This window comes from Inquilinus sp. OTU3971 (genome assembly GCF_038440215.1).
Genome location: NZ_JASATH010000025.1, coordinates 1 through 17,606, shown reverse-complemented (window position 1 = coordinate 17,606; position 17,606 = coordinate 1). Strand labels below are relative to the sequence as shown.

The window sequence follows — 17,606 nt, the reverse complement described above, 5'->3', positions numbered from 1 at the left end:
GAAAAAGGGAGGGCGGAGAAGCTCCGCCCTTCGTCCGGTCCGGCTTCGCCGTGGATGTAGCCGGAAGATCCGGGTGAATCACGTCGGCGTGCGTTGCGCACATGTCGTGGGGATGGCCTCTTATGGGCGATGGGCGGGATCCAGCGCCGCCTGCAGGCAGCGGGAGATGGTCTCGCCGTCATAGGGTTTGGCGATGAACGCGCAGGCGCCGGCAGCCATCACGCGGTCACGGACTGCGTCGGTCGGAAATGCGGTCATGAGGATCATCGGGAAGACACGGCCGGTCGCGATCAGCTTGGCCTGCAGTTGGTCGCCGGTCATCTGCGGCATCTGGATGTCGGCGATCATGCAGTCCGGATCGCCTCCCGCTTCGCCGAGAAACTCCACCGCCGACCGGTAGGTCCGCACGGAGTAGCCAAGCGACCGTATGAGGCTGGAGAGAGATCGCCGGATCTCGTCGTCGTCATCGACCACCGCGATCGTTGGGATCTTCGTCATGACCACATGTCCTTCGCGCCGTGCTGGTACGAAGGAAGAGCGTCCCATCCGCGGCTTGCCCGATCATGCCGGGGTCCGGGGCAAGCCAACATCATATTGAGGTTTGCATCCGACGTTTCACGGACGCGGCAACCCCAGGGATTGGGCGTGGCGGACGAGATCGGCGAGCGAACGCACCTGCAACTTCCGCATCATGTTGCTTCGATGGATCTTCACCGTGATCTCGCTGAGCCCCAAAACCCCCGCGACCTGCTTGTTCATTAGGCCGGCGACCACATGCGTCATGACTTCCCGCTCCCGCTGCGTCAGCGTCTCGTAGCGGACGCGCAGGTCGCGCAGGGCGGCGATCTGGCCGCGCCGCTGCTGGTCGCGCTCGATCGCCGCAGTGACGGCATCGATCAGATCCTGCTCGCGGAATGGTTTGGCCAGGAAGTCGACGGCGCCGGCCTTCATTGCGCGCACGCTCATGGGGATGTCGCCATGGCCTGTCATGAAGACGATCGGAAACCCGATCCCCTGGCTCGCGAGGTGAGCCTGGAAATCCAGTCCGTTGATGCCCGGAAACCGGACGTCGAGGACGATGCAGCCGGGAACGTCGGGCAACTGGCTCTTCACCAGTTCGGTCGGGGAGCCGAAAAGCATCGTCTCCATGCCGATCGAACGAAACAGGCTGTCGAGCGCGCCGCGGATGGTCGGGTCATCGTCGACGATGATGACGATGGTCGAAGCCGGGTCTGGGGCGGGAGCCATCTTTCTGACCGTCTGCCTGATCATCGCCAAATGCCGCGCATCATGTTCGCCCCCTTCGATGCCGCATGCAGGGCCATGCCGGCTCGATGAAGTCTGGCCAAGTCCCGCGGTCGATAGAATCATACATGCGTTTAGTCGGGGTATCGAACTTCGTTGTCTCCCGGCGCGCCGCCGCCAGCCACAAACCCACGTATGAGTGGAGTAAACGACCGACCGATATGAGGCCGCCGGCCTGTCCCGTTACCGTTCGATCCGTCAGGCCGTTGCCGGCCGTAGAGACCTGCCGGTTCGGACGATACTCGTCCGGCACTGCGGGCTGGATCCGAAGGGGATCTCACATGGACGATCTTTCGCTTCAGTCTCGTCGAAAGGCCGCGCTTCGCACACCGAGCGATCTCGGTGAGGCTGCCGTTGTGGATATCGCCGCCGCACTGACCGGCGTGCTGGCGGACGTGTTCGCGCTGTACCTCAAGACCAAGAACTTCCACTGGCACCTGTCCGGCCCACATTTCCGTGACTACCACCTGATGCTGGACGAGCAGGCCGATCAGATCTTCTCCACCACGGACGCGATCGCGGAGCGTGCCCGCAAGGTCGGCGGTACCACCCTCCGGTCGATCGGGCAAATCCACCGGATCCAGCGGCTGCTGGACAACGACGCCGACTACGTCACCGCGCCGGACATGCTGGCTGAGCTGGCCGACGACAATCGGCGCCTCACAGGGTTCCTGCGGGCCGCGCACGAGGTCTGCGAAGCCCACAACGATGTCGCCTCGACCAGCCTGATCGAAGTCTGGATCGACGAAGCCGAACGGCGCAGCTGGTTCCTCCACGAGGCCACCCGCTCACGCTGAACTGCCGCGGACCAAGGTGATTCCGCAAACTCGCCTTGCGCTCAGGAAGGCGGTTGTCCTGAGCAAGACCGGCCGACACGGCTAGTCTGAAGCCGCGGCATAAGGGGTGACGATCCTTCGCGTCCATGCGTGGGACCCCGAGCCCCGCCCCGCCCCCCGGACCGTACCGCTATAGCGCCAAGGCCGCATGGCTTCGGCCAACGGTCCTCCTTTCGCCTTTCACCCAGCCAAACTTCCGACAGAGGAAAGCAGAATGTCCAATCTCGATATGCTCACCCCGCAGAACAGCGCCATCGCCCTGATCGATTATCAGCCCGCGATGTATCAGGGGGTGCAGTCGCATGACCGGCTGGTGCCGTTCAACAACGTCCAGATCCTGGCCAAGACCGCGAAGCTGTTCAAGATCCCGACCGTGATCTCGACGGTGGCCGAGAAAACCTTCTCCGGCCCGTTCATGCCCGAGGTGACTGACTTGTTCCCCGGCCACGACATCATCGATCGGACCTCGATGAACTCCTGGCTCGACGCCAACTTCCGCAAGGCGGTCCACGCCACCGGCCGCAAGAAGATCGTCGTCGCCGGGCTGTGGACAGAGGCCTGCGTGCTGTTCCCGACTCTCGACATGCTGAAGGAAGGCTTCGAGATTTACGTGCCGGCCGATGCCTGTGGCGACGTCTCGCCGGAGGCCCACACCCGATCGATGGAGCGGATGATCCAGGCCGGCGCCGTGCCGATCTCCTCGCTGCAGTACCTGTTCGAGCTGCAGCAGGACTGGGCCCGGGTGGAGACCTATGACGGGTGCATGGAGATCATCAAGGCCCATTCGCCCTACGGCATCCAGATCCGCTTCTCCAAATGGGCGCTCGGCGAGCACGCCAGCGAGGCTGGCGCGGCCGCCTAAGCCCCCGTCCTGCCCGCTCGCCGCAGAGGAATGGCCATGAAGCTCTATCTGGTGTCGCTCGCCGTCGGGATTCTCGTCGGCATCATCTACGCGGTGCTCAATGTGCGCTCGCCGGCGCCGCCGGTGGTCGCCCTGATCGGGCTTCTCGGCATGCTCGTCGGCGAGCAGCTCCCACCGATCCTCAAGAGCCTGTGGAGCCAGGAGCCGACGGCCGTGTCCTGGCTCCACCAGGTGAAGCCGCACATGTTCGGGCATCTGCCGAAGGGCAGCCGTCCGCCTACCGACCAAGCCGAGGGATAGCCGGCCCGACCCGACGCCCCGCCTTCATCGCGGCCCGCCCCACCCGGGGCGGCCGCCCGCCTTCACAGGAGAGATCCTGATGACCGAGACCCGTGCACCCGACGTGATCCTGCATCGCGGCCTGATCACCACCCTCGACCGCGCCCAGCCGACCGCCAGCGCCGTGGCGATCACCGACGGGGCGTTCAGCGCCGTCGGCGCCGACCACGAGGTGATGCCGCTGGCCGGGCCGAAGACCCGCATTGTCGACCTGAAGGGCCGGCGGGTGCTGCCCGGCCTGATCGACAACCACCTGCACATCATCCGCGGCGGCCTCAACTTCAACATGGAGCTGCGCTGGGATGGCGTGCGCTCGCTGGCCGACGCCATGGCGATGCTGAAGCGGCAGGTCGCGGTCACCCCGCCGCCGCAATGGGTGCGCGTGGTCGGCGGCTTCACCGAGCACCAGTTCGCCGAGAAGCGGCTGCCGACGATCGAAGAACTGAACGCCGTCGCGCCCGACACGCCGGTGTTCCTGCTGCATCTCTACGACCGGGCGATCCTCAACGCCGCCGCGCTACGCGCCGTCGGCTACGGCAAGGACACGCCCGAACCGCCGGGCGGCGAGATCACGCGCGGCCCCGACGGCACCCCGACCGGGCTCCTGCTGGCCAAGCCCAACGCCGCGATCCTCTATGCCACCCTGGCCAAGGGGCCGAAGCTGCCCTTCGAGTACCAAGTGAACTCGACCCGGCACTTCATGCGCGAGCTGAATCGCCTCGGCGTCACCGGCGCCATCGATGCCGGCGGCGGCTTCCAGAACTATCCCGAGGACTATGCCGTCATCCAGAAGCTCGCCGACGACGGCCAGTTGACCATCCGCCTCGCCTACAACCTGTTCACCCAGAAGCCGAAGGCCGAGAAGGACGACTTCCTGAACTGGACGAGGACCTCGCGCTACCGGCAGGGCGACGACTATTTCCGGCACAACGGCGCCGGCGAGATGCTGGTCTTCTCCGCCGCCGATTTCGAGGATTTCCGCCAGCCCCGACCGGACATGCCGCCCGAGATGGAAGGCGAGCTGGAGGAGGTCGTCCGCATCCTGGCCGAGAACCGCTGGCCCTGGCGGCTGCACGCCACCTATGACGAGACGATCAGCCGGGCGCTCGACGTGTTCGAGCGGGTGAACCAGGACATCCCGCTGGAAGGGCTGCACTGGTTCTTCGACCATGCCGAGACGATCTCGGACCGGTCGATCGACCGCATTGCCGCGCTGGGCGGCGGCATCGCCGTGCAGCACCGCATGGCCTATCAGGGCGAGTATTTCGTCGAGCGCTACGGCCTCGGTGCCGCCGCGGCCACGCCGCCCGTGGCGCGGATGCTGGAGAAGGGCGTCAAGGTCTCGGCCGGCACCGACGCGACGCGAGTCGCGTCCTACAACCCCTGGGTCTCGCTGTCCTGGCTGATCACCGGCCGCACCGTCGGCGGCCTCAGGATCACCCCGCAGCACAATTGCCTCGACCGCGAGACGGCGCTGCGGATGTGGACCGAGAACGTCACCTGGTTCTCGAACGAGGAAGGCCGCAAGGGCCGCATCGCCGTCGGCCAGCTGGCCGACCTGATCGTCCCCGACAGGGACTTCTTCGCCTGCGCTGAGAGCGAGATCGCCGACACCGCTTCGGACCTCACCTTGGTCGGCGGCAAGGTGGTCTGGGCCACGGCCGACTTCGCCCCGCTGGACGAGGCAGCGCCGCCGCCCGCCATGCCCGACTGGTCGCCGGTGCGCCGCTTCGGCGGTTATGCGGCCTGGGGCGATACCGAGCAGGCCGGTTCCGCGGCCCTGCAGAGGACGGCGGCCGCTAGTTGCGGCTGTGCGAGCAGCTGCGGCATCCACGGCCATGATCACGCCTCGGCCTGGTCGGCCCGGTTGCCGGTCTCCGATCTGAAGAGCTTCTGGGGCGCCCTCGGCTGCGCCTGCTGGGCGGTGTGACGATGCCGACGTCCGCGACGATCGAGAACCGTGTCGCCGCATTAGTCCGCCCCGTATTCGGGGCGGATTGGGCCCGGTGGCTGGCGCTCCTCGGACTCTGTGCCGCCTACCTTCAGGGCGGGCTCAACAAGGCCACGGATTTCCCCTTCGCAATCGCCGAGATGGAGCATTTCGGCATCGCCCCGGCCGCTCCCGCCACGGTCGCGGTGATCCTGCTGGAGCTTGGCGCCTCAGCCATGATCCTGACCGGGATCTGGCGCTGGCTTGGGGCGCTGGCCCTCGCCGGGTTCACGCTGATGGCCACCGTCCTGGCCCTGCGGTTCTGGGAGATGGCTCCGTCCGACCGCTTCGGCGCCGCCAATGCCTTCTTCGAGCATCTCGGCCTCGCCGGCGGCTTCCTTCTCGTCGCCTGGCACGACCTCCGGGACCGGAAACGTCCGAGCTGACCCTGTTGATTAGAGAGAGTTCTCCAATGCGCATCCCTCTTCTCGCGGCGGCCCTCGGCCTGAGCATCCTGGCCGCGTTCCCCGCACAGGCCAGGGAGACCGGCGCACCGGTCGCCGTGGGCCCGCAATACGACACCACCCATGTCTATGTGGCGCCCGCGGATGTCGACCGCTTCGCCTCCAGCTTCCTCGCCACCTTCGGCGGGCAAAGCACGAAACAGGTGGTTGCGACCGTGACGCCGACGCCGAGCAGCACCACCTCGCAGCTGCTGCAGACGCCGGCCGGCACCGTCTCCCTGTTCGGCTTCACTACGCCGGTCCCGTATCCTTTCGGCGCAGAGCGGACCGGCTATCTCGTCACCGATCTGGACGCGGCGCTGGCGGCCGCCCGCACTGCCGGAGCCATCGTGCTGGTCGACGCCTTCCCCGACCCGATCGGCCGCGACGCCGTCATCCAGTGGCCGGGCGGCATCAACATGCAGCTTTACTGGCACACGACGAAGCCGTCCTATGCGCCGTATCAGACCGTGCCGGAGAACCGGGTCTATGTTTCGCCCGACGGCATCGACGATTTTCTGCGCGGCTTTCTGGCCTTCTCGCATGGCACGGTGGTGTCCGACGACAGGCAGGCGCCCGGTGTCGAGATCGGCCGGCCGGACGACACCTACCGGCGAATCCGGGTCGAATCGACCTTTGGCCGGCTGACCGCCCTCGTCACCGACGGCCATCTGCCCTACCCGTATGGCCTCGAGACCACCGGCTATGAGGTGGCGAACCTCCAGGACACGCTGGCCAAGGCAAGGGCGGCCGGCGCCACGGTACTGGTCGCGCCCTACACCGCCGACGGCCGCAGCGCGGCCATGGTCGAATTTCCCGGCGGCTACATCGCCGAGATCCATGGTCCGGCCTCGCATGGCTGAGCCGGTGAAAGCAGGGATGATCGGTTGGCCCCGCCGCGCCCTCCCGCCCGTTGGGGCCGGGCTGCTAGCAGCCATTGCGCTCCTGCCCGGCGCGGCCGCGCAGGAGGTGCCGGCCGCGGCGCCCGCGCGGCCGAAGATCCTGATGAACCGCTGGCAGGAGGACTGGTCGGTGCTGGCCGATCCCGCCCTGCGGACCCAGCCCTTCGACGGCCTGAAATACATCCCGCTCTGGGCCGGCAACCCGCAGACCTACCTGTCCTTCGGCGCGACGCTTCGGGAGCGGTTCGAGATCAACGACGCGCCGGGCTTCGGCACCGGCGGGAGCAAGGGCGACGGTTATCTGCTGCAGCGGCTGCAGATCCATGCCGACCTGCACTTCAATGAGAACTGGCGCTTCTTCGTTCAGCTCGAGGATGATCGGGCCTTCGACAAGCGGTCGATCTCGCCGGTCGACCAGAACCCGCTCGACCTGCGTCTCGCCTTCCTCGAATTCACCCACCCGGCGGGTGACGGCGTGGTCAAGGCCCGCATTGGCCGGCAGGACTTCGCCTTCGACCTGCAGCGCTTCGTCTCCTCGCGCGACGGCCCCAACGTCCGGCAGTCCTTCGACGCCTTCTGGATGGACTGGGAGAGCGGACCATGGCGTGTCCTCGGCTTCGTCAGCCAGCCGGTGCAGTATTTCGACGGCGAGCCCTTCGACGACCGGTCCAACGACGATTTCCTGTTCAGCACGGTCCGAGTCGAGCGCCAGGTGCTCGGGACGAATGAGCTGTCAGCCTATTATGCGAGCTACGATCGCCAGGACGCGCATTACCTCGACGCCGACGGCGACGAGCATCGCGACATCTTCGACGCCCGCTTCGCCGGCGCCGCCGACGGGCTGGACTGGGACCTGGAGGCGATGGGCCAGACCGGCTCGGTCGGACCGAAGTCGATCGCCGCCTGGGCCGTCGGCGCGCGCGCCGGCTACACCTTCGGCGACACGCTGTGGCAGCCGCGGCTCGGGCTGCAGGTCGACGCTGCGTCGGGCGACACCCGTCCTGGCGACGGTACCCTCGGCACCTTCAACCCGCTGTTCCCGAACGGCTACTATTTCAGCCTCGGCGGCTACACCGGCTACAGCAACCTGATCCATGTGAAGCCGTCGGTGACGGTGAAGCCGGTCGACGGGCTGTCGTTGACGGCGGCGCTCGGCCTGCTGTGGCGCGAGACCACGGCCGACGCCGTCTACACCCAGCCGAGCGTGCCCGTGGCCGGCACGGCCGGGCAGGGCGACGCCTGGACGGGCGCCTATGGCCAGTTCCGCGCCGACTACGCCTTCAACGCCAACCTGACCGGCGCGGTCGAGGCCGTGCACTATCAAGTCGGCAACGCCCTGCGGCAGGCCGGAGCGCATGACAGCGACTATCTCGGCATCGAGCTGAAATTCGGATGGTGACGCGATGAGACCGACCCTCCCGGTGATCCTCAGCTTCAATGCCGGCTATGTCGACACGGCCGGGTTCCTGGCCCTGCAGGGGCTGTTCACCGCGCATGTGACGGGCAACTTCGTCACCTTCGGCGCGGCGGTGACGCTCGGCACCACCGGCGCGGTGGCGAAGCTGCTGGCTCTGCCGGTCTTCTGCCTCGTCGTCATCGGCACGCGGTACCTGGCCTATGGGCTTGAGAAAACCGGGCTGCAGCCGCTGCGGGCGATGCTGGTCCTGAAGCTGGCGCTGCTCACGCTCGGTGCCGCGCTGGCGATCCGGCTTGGCCCCTTCCCCGACGGGGACGCGTGGCCGGCGATCGTCACCGGGATGGTGCTGGTCGCGGCGATGGCGATCCAGAACGCGGTCCACCGCATCCACCTGGCCAGTGCGCCGCCGACCACGCTGATGACCGGCACGACGACGCAGATCATGATCGACCTTGCGGATCTGGCGCACGGCGTGGCGCCGGAGGCGGCCGGCGCGGCCAGGTCTCGCCTGGCCCGGATGTCGGCCGCCGTCATCGCCTTTGCCCTCGGCTGCGGAGCGGCCGCCCTGGCCTTCGTCCTGGCCGGAGAATGGTGCTTTGCCATTCCGCCGGTCGTCGCACTGGCCTCGACCCTGCTGTCCGACGCCAGGCAGGGCTCATAGGCAACGGCAGGGGCTATGGATCGAGAGCCGGCAGTTGGAAGGAGAACGTGCTGCCCCGGCCGACTGCCGACACGGCATCCAGCGCCCCGTTGTGCGCCTGGACGATGGATCGGCAGATCGCTAAGCCCATGCCCATTCCCGTGGTCTTGGTGGTGAAGAGCGGGTCGAAGATTCGCTCCAGGATCTCGGGGGAGATGCCGTCGCCGTTGTCCTCGATGTGGACGCGGATGCTTCCATGCGCCCGGGTGGATCGGACCGACAGGTGACGCCGGTCGTCCGGCAGGCCGGCCATGGCGTCGATGGCGTTGATGACAAGGTTCAGCACAACCTGCTGGAGTTGCACGGCGTCCCCGAGCACAGCGATCCCGTCCGGCTCTAGATCGGTCGTGAGCCGCACCTGATGGACCTCGAAGTCGGTCGCCGCCAGCCGCAACACATCGCGGATGAGACCGTTCAGATCGATCGGGCTCGGCGTCGCCGTCGTCTGCTTTGCGAGTGACCGCAGCGCCTTCACGATTCCACCCGCCCGCATCGCCCCGCTGCGGATGCTCTCCAGCGCCGCCATGGCCTCCGCGAGGTCGGGCGCTGGCCGCGTCAACCATCGCATGCCCGCTTCCGCATAGGAGGCGATGGTCGTCAGCGGCTGATTGACCTCATGCGCGATCGAGGCCGCCAGCTCGCCTATCACGGTCAGCTGCGTGGCTCGGGCGAGATCAGCGCGGGCCTGGTGCAACGCCGCCTCCGCCCGCGCGCGGCGGGTGTTCTCCTCGCCCAGCTCCCTGTACAGCCGGGCGGCATCGAGCGAAATCGCGGCCTGCGGCGCCAGGATGTCGAGCATCGCCATGCGGCTATCGGTGAAGACACCGGGCGCGAGGTTGTTCTCGAGATAGAGAATGCCGACGAGATTGCCGCTCTTGACCAGCGGCTGGCAGATCACGGAACGGATGCGTCGATCGTTCGGCCATTCCGACCGGACGCGCGACGCTTCAGCGTCGGCATCGGCGAGCACCAGAGCCCGCTTCGTCCGCACCACCGTGTTCAGAACCGGACCCGGAATCTCCTCGGCAGTGGGCGTGGACGAATCCAGTTCGACCTCGACGTCGCTACGTATGACGCGCGCCCTGGCTGCGACGACGAGCTCGCCTTCGCGCATCAGCAGCAGGAGCCCGGTCTGGGCCCCAGTGTGGATGATCATGTCGGTCATCAGCGTCTCGACGACCCGATCCAGCAGGATCTCCTGGGAGACGGCCTGGGCCGCCTTCATGATCACAGCAAGGTTCAACTCGACCTGCCCGGCGTCCGGCGTCGCGCCGGTCCCCTCGGACGGCGCCTTGAACAGTTGGGGGTGGTCGGCTTCCAGCCGTCGGGCCTTCGCTTCGGCCCCCCAGCGTCGGTAGCAGGCATGCGAGGCGCGGATATGGCTCTCCGCTGAACGGGACAGCCCTTGCTGCAGGCAGAATGCGCCGGCCAGTTCGTAGGCCAGAGCCTCCTCATGGACGAAGCCGGCCGCTTGCGCGCCGAGGGCGGATCGCTCGTAACAGCCGAGCGCGGTCCTGAGATCGCCCTTCATCCGCGCGATCTCGGCTTCGATGAGAAGCAGCTTGCAGCGGAACGTCGTGGGGTTGAGATCCGCCCATCGGGAAAACATCGCGTGATGGCGGGCCAGGTTCTCCACGGCTTCGGGATGCCTGCCGTCGCATGCAACCCGGGCAGCCGCCAAAGCGGAGAACAGATGGCAGTAGGCGAGATCGATATGCGCCGGCGCGGACCACGACACCGCCATAGCCTCTCGTAGGAGGCGTTCCGCGTCTGCATCGCTGCCCAGAAGGAAAGCGGTAAGCCCCTCATAATACGAGGCGAAGAACAGGGTAGTATAGGAGCGGATCTGATCTCGGTAGATTGGCCTCGGCTCGCTGGCTTGGCCATTCTGCAACGCATCGACGAATGAAAGCTGTGCTCTCAAGATGAGTTCGACGTCTGTGAAGCTGATTTTTTGTGTGACTGCGATGCCGTCCTCGACTGCTTCCCTGACCTGAGCCAACGGGGCTCCGAGAGCGATCAGGTCGGACGCGATGTGGTTCCGCGCGTAGCACGTCATGCCGATGTCGCCGGCCGCATGTCCGGCGGTGACGGCGTCCCGCGCCCTGGCGAGCGCATAATGCAGCGGTTGAGTCCAGGGGCTGACCTGATCGAGAGCGATCAAGACTGCAGTCCGTTGAGCCTCATAGCCATCGCGCTGCACCAGGGCCGCGGCGGCGCTGGCGTGGGCGAAACCATCTTCATAGGCGCCGTAAAGGCTAGCGCTGAAAACGCCGAACCAGGCCAGGCCGTATCCCGCCGCCGGAGACGTGCCGTGCTGCAGGGTCAGTTCGACGATCTTGGCCGTGTGAAGGAATTTGAGGCCGCCTTCGACAAAGAAGGAGGAGCTCAGCGAAGACAGAAGCGCCAAGGCGGACTGTATCGTGCGGTCCTTCAACTCGGGCAGATCGGCGAAACTCTCCAGCGGACAGTCGCTCAGGCCCTGCCGAACCATGGCGTAGGCGGCATCCAGCTCGTCGGATGCGGGCCATCGGGCCAGCTCGATCCCCAGCAACCGCAGACCGTTTAAGGCCGCTTCGATGGCCGCTTCATAGTCCGATCTGACCGTGTGGATCGTGGCTTTGAGCCGATACGCATCGGCCCGATCGACGGGGCTGGCGGCGACTGCGAGCAGGGGACCGACCGCGCGCGACGCCTGTTCGATGGACCCGCCCGCGACGAGGCATTCGCAATTCAGGAACTCGACCTCGAACACGAGCGCGGGGTGCTCCGCCGCGCAGGTGGGATCGAGCCACGATCGCGCTGTCTGCAGATACCCCACCGCCCGCTCCACCGCCGCTGCATTCATGGCGCGTCGGGCAGCGGCCAGAAGGACTCGCACGAAGGTCAGGCGCTCGGTCGCAGTGATCTCATCCCCGGCGGCGCGCTCGATCTGGCTGGCGAGTTCGAACAGAACATCGGCATTCGTTTCGCCATAGAGGTCGACCATGAGCCGTGCGATCCGCGCGTGCTCCCGGGGCCGGTCGGCGGGATTCGTCAGGGCATAGGCCGCCTCGAGAACGCGATCATGCGCGATCGCATAGCCGATTTCGCGCCGGGCGAGCAGTCCCGTATCGATCAGCGGTGCCGAAAGTTCTTCAAGGCCTCGCGGGCCTTCGCCGGACATCCGCGCGAGAAGCATCTCGTCGCATTGGCCGTCGACGCAGGCGAGCCCACGCAGCAGCTCGCGCTGGGCCGGAGCAAGCGCGTCGAGTCGGCGCAGCATGAAATCGACCACGCTGTCCTCGTAGGTGATCCGGGCGGTGTCCCAGACCCAGCGCCGACGATGTGCATCGTAGGTGACGACGCGGTCCTTTATGAGCTGCTGTAGGAGCTGGATACAGTGGAACGGATTGCCGCTCGTCTTGTGATGCACGGTCTCCGCAAGCGTGTCGATATCCGCTTCCGAGCCGTTCAGGATGCCGCCGAGCAGCCGAGCGACATCGGCGGCGGCAAGCGGGCCGACCGCAATATTCGTCTGGGGCAGGCCGGCCAAGCGGATCGCCGAGAGCACCTCGTCGAGCCTTCCTGGCTGTCTACTCTCCTCGTCCCGATAGGCACCGATCAGAACAAGGTCTTCTGGCGTGTCCTCCACAAGGGCTGAGATGACCGCGAGAGTCTGGTCGTCTGCCCATTGCAGGTCATCGAGGAACAGGACGAGAGGCCGGCCTCTCGTTGCGAACGCCGCCAATGTCCGCAGGATGACGCGTCGCATCCGCGTTTGCGCCAGCGTTGCCGGGGCTGCGGGCAAGGGGGCCGCCGGCCCGAGAACGATCTCGGTTTCCGGTACGAGGTCGATGAGCAGCGGCACATGGCCGGCGAGAGTGTCGACGAGACGCTGCTTGACCAGTGTGAGGGCGTCGTCGCTCTCGCTCAGCAATCGGGTCGTGAGGGACCGGATGATCTGAACGAGCGGGGCATAGGGCATCGCCTTCTGCATGAGATCGCTCTTGCCGGATGCAAAGCGTGTGCCGGACGGCCCAATGGCCTGGCTGAACCGTTCGACGAGCGCCGACTTTCCCGCCCCTGGCGCGCCGGACAGGAGCACGATCTCGGTCGAGCCCGATCCGGCCACCCGGGAATGCGCATCCAGCAGCAATCCCAATTCGGCGGAGCGCCCGCAAAGATGCCGGGGGGCCGTTCCCTTCGCCGAGACATCGGCCCGACCCAGTTCGAACGGCTCGATCGCCTGGATGGCGGACCAGTCGTCCCGGCAGCGCAGGAGGTCGGCATGTAGGGCTGTTGCGCTTTGGTAGCGATCCGCAGGATCTTTGGCGATCAGCTTCAGAATGATCTCGTCGACGACGTTCGGAACGGCGTCATGGAGCAGGCTTGGCCGAATCGCCTCGACTGCCACATGCGCATGGAGCCACTGCTGGGTCGACGCGGCTTTTAGCGGCGGCTCTCCGGTGGCCAGCTCATAGAGAACGACGCCTAGCGCGTAGAGATCGCTTCTATGATCGCAGTAGGGGTCATGGCGGCGGGCCTGCTCGGGTGCCACATGGACGAAGGTGCCGGCCGGGAGGGCCGTCGCCGGGGCCTGGCCGGTTCCCCCGATGATCTGGGCCGCGCCGAAGCCGGCCAGACGAACGGTGCCGGCCGCATCCAGAAATAGGTTGGCGGGGCGGATATCGCAGTGAACGATGCCCAGCGCATGCAACTTTGCGAGGGCGGATGCTGCGCCGACCGCGATGTCGAGGAAATCCGATAGCGCGGCGCGATGCCCCGGCTTGATCACGGCGTCGAGGGCCTGGCCCATGGCCTCGGGAAACACCAGCGCGGTGCCCCGCTCTGCCGGAATAAGCGCGAGTGGCACTAGAGCCCAGTCATGCCCGAGTTCGCACGTAACCGAGAAGTCTCGTTTCAGACGCTCTGCTGCCGCTGTGTCTCGCGCGAGCAGGGCGTGCCATGTGCGGCGCGATCCGGGATCGGAGGCAAGACAGCGATCGACGCCGTCGAGGGCCTCGACGACCTCGATATCGAGGGTTTTGAACCAGGACGTGTCAGGAACGAACTTCATGCCGGCATCGGCGCTATGGTTGCCGGCGGGCAAAGCGACCGCGGCCCCCCGTTGTCGGGAGCCATGCCCCAGTTGTGCAGAGAGACGGCTCCGTTGCCGACGTCATGTAAGGCTCATCCTCTGTATGGTTCCGGAACCTCTCGGTGTGCGCCGAGCGCACCCGGAGTGTAGTGAAGAGCGCCGCTCCCGGGGTGAGATAACAGCTTGCGTTCCTGCAACCTCGACTTGCGCGAGGGATCACTCGGCGTCGCGGCTCGATGAGGCTGACGTCTCGAAGACGGGGCCGGACACGATCCGCCAGTCCCCTTCGAAGAGAGGCCGGGACCGGCCGATCTCGCTGGCTTGATAGTCGAGGAACACGCGCACGCGGGCGGACTGGCGAAGATCGGGATGGGTCAGCAACCAGAGATCGACCGCAAGACCGAGGATGGGCGGGCCCAGCCGGACATGCGTTGGGCGAACATCGCCGATGAAGCAGGGCAGATGGCCGATACCTATGCCGCTCTCGACGGCCTCGGCTAGGCCGAGGACTGTGTTGATCTTGTAGACGATCCGCTCCGGCGTGACGTGTTGCCGGACGAAGCGCACCGCCTTGAGCACCGCTAGGTTGTCGCCGAGCGACACCTATGGCCGGTCGGTGAGATCGTCGAAGGCCGGCATCTCGGGCCGCGGGAATCCGGCCGCCCGGCCATAGAGCGCCCAGGCGATCCGGGCGACCCGCCGACCCACCAGCGTCTCCGGCGGGTTGTCCGTGGCCCGGATCGCAACGTCGGCGTCGCGCTTGGGCAGGTTCAGGGGCTCGTTGCTGAGCACGACGGCCAGCCCCACATCGGGGCATTCGCCCTGAAACCGAGCGAACAATGGGATCAGCAGGGGGATCAGCAGGGAGCCGGTGGTGGTGACGCGCAATTCGCCGGCCGGGGAGATCGTCTGGCCGGCGACCTTGCGGGTGAAGCCGGTGATGTTGATCAGCCGGAAATCGTCCCACGAGATATCGCCGAACGGCTTGCCCATATCCTGGATCCTGCGCGCCACGTGAACAATGTTGCAGCCGAGCTGATCCTCTCCACTTCGCAGGCCCCATGGGCGTGAACTCTGAGGTTCCGATGTCGAAGGCGCCGATGGCGACCGCAAGCAGCAGCCAATTGGACCGCTGCCCGGCATCTGCGCGCGGAGTCTCAGAATTCGTCCTTCTCATCGCTCGTACTGCTCATGCGTCCCAGGCCGGAGCGAGGCCGGGAGGGCTGACGAGACGGCCATCGGCGCGGGACAGCTTGCCGATCACGCTCATATCCCCATCGCTTAACGCGAAATCGAAGATGTCGATATTCTCAGCAACGCGTTCGGGCTTAGCGGTCTTGGAAAGCGCCACAAAACCCTGTTGGATCAGCCACCGTAGCGTGACCTGAGCGGCACTCTTACCGTGCTTGGCTGCGATTTTCTGAAGAACGGGATCGCGAGGTGCAGCGCCGTCGGCCATGCCGTAGTAGGCAGTGATGGCGACGCCCGCGGCCTTTGCAGCCTCCGCCATTGTGCGTTGATCCAGATAAGGATGAACCTCGACCTGATTGGTGACGATCGGCGCCTTGCTGAGTGCGATCGACGTCCTGAGCTGCGCAACATTCTGGTTACTGACGCCGATGAAGCGTGTCTTGCCGGCAGCCTGGACGGCGTTCAGCATCTCGATCTGCTTGGCAATGGCGACCTTGTCGCCCGGCCAGTGCAGCAGCAGCAGATCGATGTGGTCGACCTCTAGTTTGTCGAGGCTCTCGTCGACGGAGGCGGCGAACTTTGCCTGGCTATAGTTGTCGACCCAGACCTTGGTGGTGAGGAACAGGTCCTCACGGCGGGCACCAGCCGCTTGCAAGGCCCGGCCGAGCGCAGCTTCGTTCTGGTAGATCTGGGCGGTATCGAAGTGCCGGAAGCCGGCTTCGAGCGCGGCTGGAACCACTCGCTCCACTTCGGCGTCCGACATGCGGAACACGCCGAATCCAAGCGCGGGGATCTCCGCACCGTGAGCCTCGACTATCTGCATGATGGTCTCCTGAGATCGTCAGGCGGCAAGCGCCGCCGGTTTCCTGGTGAGCGCCGGCATGACATCCGACGCCAGTTCCTCGATGACCTCGGCGGGCGGTCGCGCCGACTGCCTGAGATTGATGGCAATGTGATCGACGCCGCCGGCAGCCAACGCCCGCAAGTGGGTGACCAGGGCCTTGCGGCCGACGCGGGCACCGAAGCGGATTGGCGTGGCCGGGGCATCGGCGTTGCTGAGCAAATCGAGATGGAAAGCGCTGATGAAGGCCCCGCGTCCCGCCGTTGCATCCGCCCAACGACCTGCCTGCCCGACCAGCTTTTCGAGACTTTCGGGATAGACGAACCGACCGTCCATGTCGGCGGCAAGCCAAGCATCCTCCTGCTGCGCCTGACCGGCGACGACCAGCGGGATGCTCGATTGCGCAGGTCGCGGCAGCAGGTCGAGCGACGGGACGCGCTCGCCGTTCAGCGGCAAACCGCCTGGCTGCCATGCCGCGCGCAAATAGGCGACGGCGTCGCGGAAGGCCTGGCCGCGCGCCTCGAAATCGAGGCCGAGCAGCGGGTATTCGACGGGCCGGTCGCCCGAAGCGACACCGAGGATCAGGCGGCCGCCAGACAGCGCGTCGACTGAGGCTGCAGCCTTGGCCGTCATCAGCGGATGCCGGATCGGCAGGACCACCGCGGCCGTGCCGAGCGCGACGTTGCGCGTCACGCCCGCAAGAAAGCCAAGCAGCGCGAAGACGTCATAGACCGAGCCGGCATCGCCCATGTTCACTTGATCGAAGACAGGCACGTCACGCGTCCAGATCGCCGAGAATCCGAGATCATCGGCCTTGTGAATGAGGTCGGTCTGTGCGGTGAGATTGGGAACGCCGCGCGGGCGCCCGTCGGCCACTCGCCGGGCTTCGCCGGCAGGCGACCAATCGTTGTCCAGCGGCAGTTCAATGCCGAGGGTCATGCGATCCCGCTTGCGGATCAGGCCTAGTGCGGATTTTCCTTTCATAAGGAACGAGATACGTGGCTCGTCCGGCGTTGATAATCCGCTGGCGTTCCACAATTTCTGTGAAACCATTTCATAGATCGAGCAGGTTGTAGCCGACGAATGCCGGTGCCCTTGACGCTGGTCGCCATCGAGCGCGGATCCGGGTCAGTCAGCGAGGCCCGATTCGCTCGCCTAAGCCAGTCTCCAAAAGCCAGCCTTGAATCAGCCGCAAGTCACCCCGTCAAGCGTGTCCACGCGGCAGCTGGCGCTCTATTGAGTAGAGCGCATGTCATTCGCGGCCGCGATGCGCTTGGCAAACGGGCGGACGCCTAATCCGGTACGGGCTTCAATTTTCGACCCGTAGAATTACTCCCAAAATCCGTTTCACTCGGATAGCCCGAACACGGAGGCGCGAGCGGATACACCTCGCAATTGATGTTCGCCTAGATGCTCGACCTTCTGGCAGAGATGTTGCGCCACGGCTTCGGTCATAAGCAATTCGCGGCCGATCGTCTTCGTGAGCGCTTCCACTCGACAAGCTTCGTTGACTGCGGAACCGATCACCGTAAAGTCGAGCCGATCAGGTGCACCGATATTGCCTAAGAATACCTCGCCTTCGTGCAGGACAATCCCCGCCTGTAAAGTGGGGCGAGCTTTCGCCAAAGGCATACTTGGATATTGGTCATTGCAGGTCGCCAGACGTTCGATAGCTTCCTTCGCCGCCATGACAGCTAGTG

General features: G+C 66.0%; 14 protein-coding genes and 1 pseudogene. 8 read left to right on the top strand and 7 right to left on the bottom strand.

Features of this window, described 5'->3' with window-relative positions:
• Window positions 1-120: 120 nt before the first annotated feature.
• Together AAHM41_RS08940 and AAHM41_RS08935 are read right to left on the bottom strand one after the other, a co-directional pair.
• The gene (locus tag AAHM41_RS08940; RefSeq protein ID WP_342236179.1) at window positions 121-498 is read right to left on the bottom strand and encodes a response regulator transcription factor; all 378 of its coding nucleotides are present in this window, start codon (window positions 496-498) and stop codon (window positions 121-123) included.
• A 117-nt stretch (window positions 499-615) separates the two neighbouring features.
• The gene (locus AAHM41_RS08935; protein ID WP_342236178.1) at window positions 616-1,272 is read right to left on the bottom strand and encodes a response regulator transcription factor; all 657 of its coding nucleotides are present in this window, start codon (window positions 1,270-1,272) and stop codon (window positions 616-618) included.
• Between the two features lie 314 nt (window positions 1,273-1,586).
• On the opposite strand from AAHM41_RS08935, the gene AAHM41_RS08930 reads away from it, so the two are divergent.
• The 8 genes from AAHM41_RS08930 to AAHM41_RS08895 all read left to right on the top strand — a co-directional run bounded on the left by AAHM41_RS08930 (window position 1,587) and on the right by AAHM41_RS08895 (window position 8,755).
• On the top strand, window positions 1,587-2,102 hold the full coding sequence (locus tag AAHM41_RS08930) for a Dps family protein (RefSeq protein ID WP_342236177.1): 516 nt from the start codon (window positions 1,587-1,589) through the stop codon (window positions 2,100-2,102).
• Window positions 2,103-2,355: 253 nt separating this feature from the next.
• Window positions 2,356-3,003 (top strand): hydrolase, encoded by a 648-nt coding sequence (locus AAHM41_RS08925; protein ID WP_342236176.1) that lies wholly within the window; start codon window positions 2,356-2,358, stop codon window positions 3,001-3,003.
• Window positions 3,004-3,039: 36 nt separating this feature from the next.
• The gene (locus AAHM41_RS08920) at window positions 3,040-3,303 is read left to right on the top strand and encodes a XapX domain-containing protein (RefSeq protein WP_138888145.1); all 264 of its coding nucleotides are present in this window, start codon (window positions 3,040-3,042) and stop codon (window positions 3,301-3,303) included.
• A 79-nt stretch (window positions 3,304-3,382) separates the two neighbouring features.
• The gene (locus tag AAHM41_RS08915) at window positions 3,383-5,272 is read left to right on the top strand and encodes an amidohydrolase (RefSeq protein ID WP_342236175.1); all 1,890 of its coding nucleotides are present in this window, start codon (window positions 3,383-3,385) and stop codon (window positions 5,270-5,272) included.
• Between the two features lie 2 nt (window positions 5,273-5,274).
• On the top strand, window positions 5,275-5,718 hold the full coding sequence (locus AAHM41_RS08910) for a DoxX family protein (protein WP_342236174.1): 444 nt from the start codon (window positions 5,275-5,277) through the stop codon (window positions 5,716-5,718).
• Window positions 5,719-5,744: 26 nt separating this feature from the next.
• On the top strand, window positions 5,745-6,638 hold the full coding sequence (locus AAHM41_RS08905) for a glyoxalase (RefSeq protein ID WP_342236173.1): 894 nt from the start codon (window positions 5,745-5,747) through the stop codon (window positions 6,636-6,638).
• A gap of 16 nt (window positions 6,639-6,654) precedes the next feature.
• Window positions 6,655-8,076, top strand: coding sequence for an alginate export family protein (locus AAHM41_RS08900; protein WP_342236172.1), 1,422 nt, complete (start codon window positions 6,655-6,657; stop codon window positions 8,074-8,076).
• A 4-nt stretch (window positions 8,077-8,080) separates the two neighbouring features.
• On the top strand, window positions 8,081-8,755 hold the full coding sequence (locus AAHM41_RS08895) for a YoaK family protein (RefSeq protein ID WP_342236171.1): 675 nt from the start codon (window positions 8,081-8,083) through the stop codon (window positions 8,753-8,755).
• A 13-nt stretch (window positions 8,756-8,768) separates the two neighbouring features.
• On the opposite strand, the gene AAHM41_RS08890 is transcribed toward AAHM41_RS08895, so the two are convergent.
• The 5 genes and pseudogenes from AAHM41_RS08890 to AAHM41_RS08870 form a co-directional block, all read right to left on the bottom strand.
• Window positions 8,769-13,853 carry a trifunctional serine/threonine-protein kinase/ATP-binding protein/sensor histidine kinase gene (locus tag AAHM41_RS08890; protein WP_342236170.1) on the bottom strand — a complete coding sequence of 1,695 codons (5,085 nt, stop codon included), beginning with the start codon at window positions 13,851-13,853 and terminating at the stop codon, window positions 8,769-8,771.
• Between the two features lie 237 nt (window positions 13,854-14,090).
• Window positions 14,091-14,867, bottom strand: a pseudogene (locus tag AAHM41_RS08885) (LysR substrate-binding domain-containing protein).
• Window positions 14,868-15,063: 196 nt separating this feature from the next.
• Window positions 15,064-15,888 carry an aldo/keto reductase gene (locus AAHM41_RS08880; protein WP_342236169.1) on the bottom strand — a complete coding sequence of 275 codons (825 nt, stop codon included), beginning with the start codon at window positions 15,886-15,888 and terminating at the stop codon, window positions 15,064-15,066.
• Window positions 15,889-15,906: 18 nt separating this feature from the next.
• Window positions 15,907-16,890, bottom strand: coding sequence for a TIGR03571 family LLM class oxidoreductase (locus AAHM41_RS08875; protein WP_342236215.1), 984 nt, complete (start codon window positions 16,888-16,890; stop codon window positions 15,907-15,909).
• Window positions 16,891-17,253: 363 nt separating this feature from the next.
• On the bottom strand, window positions 17,254-17,606 hold a 353-nt coding region (locus AAHM41_RS08870; RefSeq protein ID WP_342236168.1), incomplete at its 5' end, for an adenylate/guanylate cyclase domain-containing protein.

Excerpts from the sequence above, each read along its gene's own strand:
- AAHM41_RS08940 (WP_342236179.1), bottom strand. The coding sequence starts at position 498 with ATGACGAAGATCCCAACGATCGCGGTGGTCGATGACGACGACGAGATC.
- AAHM41_RS08935 (WP_342236178.1), bottom strand. The coding sequence starts at position 1,272 with ATGATCAGGCAGACGGTCAGAAAGATGGCTCCCGCCCCAGACCCGGCT.
- AAHM41_RS08930 (WP_342236177.1), top strand. The coding sequence starts at position 1,587 with ATGGACGATCTTTCGCTTCAGTCTCGTCGAAAGGCCGCGCTTCGCACA.
- AAHM41_RS08925 (WP_342236176.1), top strand. The coding sequence starts at position 2,356 with ATGTCCAATCTCGATATGCTCACCCCGCAGAACAGCGCCATCGCCCTG.
- AAHM41_RS08920 (WP_138888145.1), top strand. The coding sequence starts at position 3,040 with ATGAAGCTCTATCTGGTGTCGCTCGCCGTCGGGATTCTCGTCGGCATC.
- AAHM41_RS08915 (WP_342236175.1), top strand. The coding sequence starts at position 3,383 with ATGACCGAGACCCGTGCACCCGACGTGATCCTGCATCGCGGCCTGATC.
- AAHM41_RS08910 (WP_342236174.1), top strand. The coding sequence starts at position 5,275 with ATGCCGACGTCCGCGACGATCGAGAACCGTGTCGCCGCATTAGTCCGC.
- AAHM41_RS08905 (WP_342236173.1), top strand. The coding sequence starts at position 5,745 with ATGCGCATCCCTCTTCTCGCGGCGGCCCTCGGCCTGAGCATCCTGGCC.
- AAHM41_RS08900 (WP_342236172.1), top strand. The coding sequence starts at position 6,655 with ATGATCGGTTGGCCCCGCCGCGCCCTCCCGCCCGTTGGGGCCGGGCTG.
- AAHM41_RS08895 (WP_342236171.1), top strand. The coding sequence starts at position 8,081 with ATGAGACCGACCCTCCCGGTGATCCTCAGCTTCAATGCCGGCTATGTC.
- AAHM41_RS08890 (WP_342236170.1), bottom strand. The coding sequence starts at position 13,853 with ATGAAGTTCGTTCCTGACACGTCCTGGTTCAAAACCCTCGATATCGAG.
- AAHM41_RS08880 (WP_342236169.1), bottom strand. The coding sequence starts at position 15,888 with ATGCAGATAGTCGAGGCTCACGGTGCGGAGATCCCCGCGCTTGGATTC.
- AAHM41_RS08875 (WP_342236215.1), bottom strand. The coding sequence starts at position 16,890 with ATGAAAGGAAAATCCGCACTAGGCCTGATCCGCAAGCGGGATCGCATG.